Annotated in this window: 5 protein-coding genes; all 5 read left to right on the forward strand. The window is 69.9% G+C overall.

The genetic code is table 11. From position 1 onward, the window contains the following. The first annotated feature begins 101 nt into the window (after positions 1-101). The gene (gene rlmN, locus V6D00_14015) at positions 102-1124 is read left to right on the forward strand and encodes a 23S rRNA (adenine(2503)-C(2))-methyltransferase RlmN (protein HEY9900285.1); all 1023 of its coding nucleotides are present in this window, start codon (positions 102-104) and stop codon (positions 1122-1124) included. Further along, positions 1121-1573: a DUF523 domain-containing protein gene (locus V6D00_14020; protein HEY9900286.1), complete on the forward strand. Its 453-nt coding sequence runs from the start codon at positions 1121-1123 to the stop codon at positions 1571-1573. The genes rlmN and V6D00_14020 overlap by 4 nt, the downstream gene beginning before the upstream one ends. 58 nt (positions 1574-1631) lie before the next feature. Beyond that, entirely contained in the window at positions 1632-2630 is a 999-nt protein-coding gene (locus V6D00_14025) for an L-threonylcarbamoyladenylate synthase (protein ID HEY9900287.1), read from the forward strand. Positions 2631-2737: 107 nt separating this feature from the next. Next, on the forward strand, positions 2738-4705 hold the full coding sequence (locus tag V6D00_14030) for a hypothetical protein (protein ID HEY9900288.1): 1968 nt from the start codon (positions 2738-2740) through the stop codon (positions 4703-4705). A 15-nt stretch (positions 4706-4720) separates the two neighbouring features. Beyond that, on the forward strand, positions 4721-5114 hold a 394-nt coding region (locus V6D00_14035; protein ID HEY9900289.1), incomplete at its 3' end, for a hypothetical protein.

A 5114-nucleotide genomic window follows, 5' to 3' on the forward strand; every position in this document is an offset into this window, starting at 1 on the left:
ATCGCGATCAAGTAGTAGTTCGCATCTCCCTGGTAGAGACGCCCCCCGACCTGTGTCGGGGGGCGTCCCTTTTGCCGGAATGTTGCGAGAATGGGCGAATGATGAGCGCTGAAGCACCATGGCTCCGCTACCTCCACGACAAGGCGCGCCGCGCCGGGCTCAACCGAGCCGAGGCGATCCTCGAGGCGCACGCCATGCGAGCGCACCAGGGGCGCGAGCTGTACCGCGCCCTGACGCGCGACGCCGCCCCGGACCCCTTTTCGCCGCTCGAGGCGATCACCATCCAAGAGGCCGAGGACGGCCAGACCATCAAGGCCCTCCTGAAGCTGCACGACGGCCTCTCGATCGAGACGGTCCTGATGCAGCACCACGGCCGGCGCAACACGGTCTGCGTCTCGAGCCAGGCGGGTTGTGCCTACCGCTGCGCCTTCTGCGCCACCGGCCAGGCCGGCTTCAGTCGCCACCTCACCCCCAGCGAGATCCTCGACCAGGTCCTGTACTTCGCGCGCCACCTCCAAGCGCGCGGCGAGCGAATCACCAACATCGTGTTCATGGGGATGGGCGAGCCCTTTCACAACTACCACGCGGTGTGCGCGGCGATCGCCATGCTCTGCGACCAGAGCGGGATGAGCCTCGCCAGACGCCACGTCACCCTCTCGACCGTGGGGCTGGTGCCCGAGATCCGCAAGTTCGCCCGAGAGCCCGTCGCGGTGAACCTCGCGATCTCGCTGCATGCGCCGAACGATGCGATCCGCAGCGCCCTGATGCCCGTCAACGATCGCTACCCGCTCGACGAGCTGATGGAGGCCTGCGCCGACTACGCCCAGACCACGGGGCGGCGCATCTTCTTCGAGTATCTGATGCTCGAGGGGGTCAACGACGGCGACACCGAGGCCGAGGCGCTCGCGACCTTGATGCGCCGGGGCGACTACCATCTGAACCTCATCCCCTACAACACCACCCCTGACGCGGCCCTCCAGGGATCGGCGGACGAGCGCGTGCGGGCCTTCCAGGCCATCCTCACCGGACACGGCGTCCCCACCACAGTGCGCCAGCCCATGGGCCGCGACATCGCCGCGGCGTGCGGCCAATTGCAGGCAGAGACGCAGCCGAGGGCCAAGTGATCCTCGTCAGTGCTTGCCTGATCGGCACGAAGTGCCGCTACGACGGGGGCGGCTTTTCGCAGTACCCCGAGCTCGCGGACCTCGTGGCAAAGGGCGGGGCCATCCCCGTCTGCCCTGAAGAGCTCGGCGGCCTGCCCACTCCGCGGCCACCGGCCGAGCTCGTGGGCGGCGACGGTGCTGCCGTGCTGAGGGGCGAGGCCCGGATCGTGCGGCAAGACGGCACCGACGTCACCGAGGCCTTCCTCGCGGGCGCCGAGGCGGCGGCGCGCCTCGCGGAGCGGCACGGCGTCGCGCGAGCCATCCTCAAGGCCCGCAGCCCCTCCTGCGGCTGCAACTCCGTCTACGACGGCACCTTCACCGGCCGCGTCGTCCCGGGTCAGGGCGTGACCGCCGCGCGCCTTGCTGCGATGGGGATCGCGGTGACCGACGAGAGCGGGCAAGCGACCTGACGCGGGGGGCGGGCCGAGGCGCTTGCCCCTGGCCCCTCGAAAGTGCAAGAATGCTCTCATGCACGCTCCACGCCTGATCGCGGTCGATCCGACCGCGCCGGATCCCTCCCTCCTGGCCCCTGCCGCCGAGCTGCTCCGCAAGGGCGGCCTGGTGGCCTTCCCCACCGAGACCGTCTACGGGCTGGGGGCCGACGCGCGCAACCCCGAGGCGGTGCGCCGCATCTTCGAGGCCAAGGGGCGCCCGGCGACCAACCCCTTGATCGTGCACGTGGCCAACGTCCAGGCGGCCCGCTCCATCACGGCCGCATGGCCGGACATCGCCGAGCAACTCGCTGCCGCCTTCTGGCCTGGCCCTTTGACCCTGCTCTTGCCCAAGCGCCCCGAGATCCCCGACCTGGTCACGGCTGGCCTCCCCGCTGTCGGGGTGAGGATCCCCGCTCACCCGGTGGCACTCGCCCTCCTCAAGGAAGCGGGCATCCCCGTGGCGGCGCCGAGCGCCAACCCCTACATGGGCATCTCGCCCACCGAGGCCCGGCACGTGATCGCGGGCCTGGGCGATCGCGTCGATGCGGTGGTGGACGGCGGCGCGTGCGCCGTGGGGATCGAGTCGACGGTCCTGGACCTGACGGGCGAGGTCCCCACGGTGCTGCGACCGGGCGGGGTGAGCCTCGAGGCAATCCGCCGCCTCGCGCCGAACGCGCGCATGGCCCACCTCGTCGCCGGCGAGGGCCCCCAGGCCTCGCCGGGCCTCGCCCGCCGGCACTACGCCCCCAAGGCGCCGCTCGAACTCATCGGCCGAGAGGAGATCGGCCCGGCCCTGGCCGCGACGGGCGACCTGCCGGTCGCCGTCCTGACCATCGGCCCCGCACCGGCGAGCCTCGTGCGCGCGGTCATTCACGCGTTGCCCAGCGATCCCGAAGGGTACGCTGCGGCGCTCTACGCCACGCTGCACGCGCTCGATGCGACCGGAGTCGCGCGGATCCTGGTGGAGCGTCCTCCCGAGACCGACCAATGGGCGGCGGTCCGCGATCGCCTGAGCCGGGCCGCGGCGCGCTGAAGCCTTCGCTCACTTCACCGAGCTGAACAAAATAACCCTCGCCTGGGTATACCCTCCCTACAGGAAATTTCATTTCTCGACGCGAACGTTTCGTGAGGAGGGCGCCCATGAACGTAGGAATCGGCGGCAGCGATCCGTCCCGCAAGGCCGCGGAAGAAGCGGCCCGGCGCGCAGCAGAAGAGGCCGCTCGCCGCCGCGCCGCCGAGGAGGCCGCGCGCAAGGCCGCCGAGGAAGCCGCGAGGAAGGCCGCCGAAGAGGCTGCAAAGAAGGCAGCAGAGGAAGCCGCGAAGAAGGCCGCCGAGGAGGCAGCAAAGGCCAAGCTCGCCGAGCAGCGCGAGATGCGCCTGGCGCGCTACGCCCCCGAAGAGACCAGGGCCGCCGCCCCCAAGGTCGAGAAGAAGCCCGAGCCTCAGGAGGAGAAGGGCTTCTTCGGCAAGCTCTGGGACGACGCCAAGGACGCCGGCAACAAGGTCGTCGATGGCGCCAAGAAGGTCGGCAAGGCCGTCGACAGCGAGCTCGACGACATCGGCGACAAGCTCGCCGACGCGGGTGAAGCGATCGCAAGCGGCGCCAAGAAGACGGTCAAGGCCGTCGACGACGGTCTCGACTACGTGGGCGAGCAGATCGAGGCCGGGGCGCGCCACGTCGTCGACAAGGTCATCGATCCTTTGCTCGACAAGAGCGTCCTCGGCGACGACGACGAGTACAGCGGCGAGAAGGCCGGAGCGGTGGGCAACCTCTTGACCAACCGCCTGGAGCCCGGCGAGTCGGTCTTCATGAAGATCGAGGCCGACGCCCAGTTCGCGGGCGTCCAGGTCGGCGCCGGCGCCCAGGCCGAGGTCAAGCGCGTCCAGAAGACCGATGAAGCGGGCAACCTCGTCACCGAGCCCAAGGATGACAAGGGAAGGCCCCCCACCGAGATCGAGGTCTCCCTGATGGTCGACGCCAACGCCGGGGTCGGCATCCAGGCCGAGCTCCTCAACCTCCAGAAGGGCAAGGCTGCGGGCGATCGCGTCGTGGGCGCCGACGTCAGCGCGGGAGCCGAAGCGCAGGCGGGAGTCTCGGGCCAGGTGGAGTTCAAGTTCCGCTTCGATCCCAACGACCCCAAGGCCATGGAAGCCATGACGGGCATCCTCAAGTCGGCCTCCAAGAGCACCCTCGAGGCCACCATCCCCGGCATCGGCATGGCGCTCGCCGCGAGCAACGCCCCCGACGTGGCCAAGGACGCCGCCGCCTTCGCCAGCCACCTCACCGAGGTGCGCGGCGAGGCGGGCCTGTACGCCAACGCCACCCTCGAGGCGGGCATCTCCCTCGGCGCCCACGAGAAGGCCGATGCGGCGGAGGAAGCCGACGGCACCGAAGCGAAGCAGGGCTTCAAGGGCATGGTCGTCGGCCAAGCCCTCGACGCCGCCAAGCTCGACGTGGCGAGCCTCAGCGCCGCCATCGGAGGCGAGGTCAAGCTCGGCGCCAACAAGGACTTCCGTAGCGACACGACGACCCTCTACCTGACCATCAACGGCCAGGCGCAGGCCTCGGGCGGGGTCGCGGGCTTCGAGGCGGGCGTCGGCGGCACCGACAGCCGCACCATGGCCGTCACCCTCGACAAGAAGGGCGAGATCGTGGGGGCGAGCATCCAGAAGACCATGACCAAGGAGCAATTCGCCGGGCTGGGCAGCGAGGACCTGCAGGGCCGTCGCATCAACTCCAAGGCGCTCGCGCGCCTCGAGGAGGAGGACAGCGTCACCGTCACGTACCAGATGCGCCCCGAGGCCCTCGAGGCATTCAAGAAGCAGATGAAGGATGCCCCGGCGAGCGCCGTGGCCGGCATGATCGGCCAGGGCTACCGCCTCGACCAGGAAAAGCTCGAGGTCGCGAGCGTGACGGGCAGCCACGTCACGTCAGGGGAACTCGGCTTCGACGTGATGGGCAACCAGATCAAGGGTACGGTGGGGCACGGCCAGGAGGTCGCGCTCGACCCGGGCGACTACGGCGGCAAGCGCCTCAACAGCGCCATGGCCGAGCACAGCGTGATCCAGCGGTCCCCGGTGGGCGCCGGCGCGCGCACCGGCCGATAAGCGGGGGGCCAAGAGATGGGAAACTGGAAGGTCGATCTGCTGACGGGCATGCGCTCCCACGAGCTTCCGCTCGATGCCCTGCCCTTCGTCTCGCGCCTGGGAGCCCCCGACGGGGTGCTGCGGGTCGTGACGGATCCAAACGGGGTGCCGCAGTCGGTGGAGGTCAGCATGGCCGCTCCCAAGCGCTTCGTGGTCAACGCCCTGGACCGGATCGCCCGAGAGGCGAGCTGGGACGTACCGGTGGAGGCGCTGTGCGCGGCCCCGGCCAGCCGGCTGGTGGTGGACATGGTCCTCAAGCCCGAGTTCGTCCAGGATCTGGACACCCTGGACGTGGACAACCCCGACCTGACGGTGAGCGTGGGATGGTACCCCCACCTGATGGACGACCACAACTACACCATCGAGAACA

It is taken from the genome of Pantanalinema sp. (genome assembly GCA_036704125.1).
Lineage (GTDB): Bacteria > Cyanobacteriota > Sericytochromatia > S15B-MN24 > UBA4093 > JAGIBK01.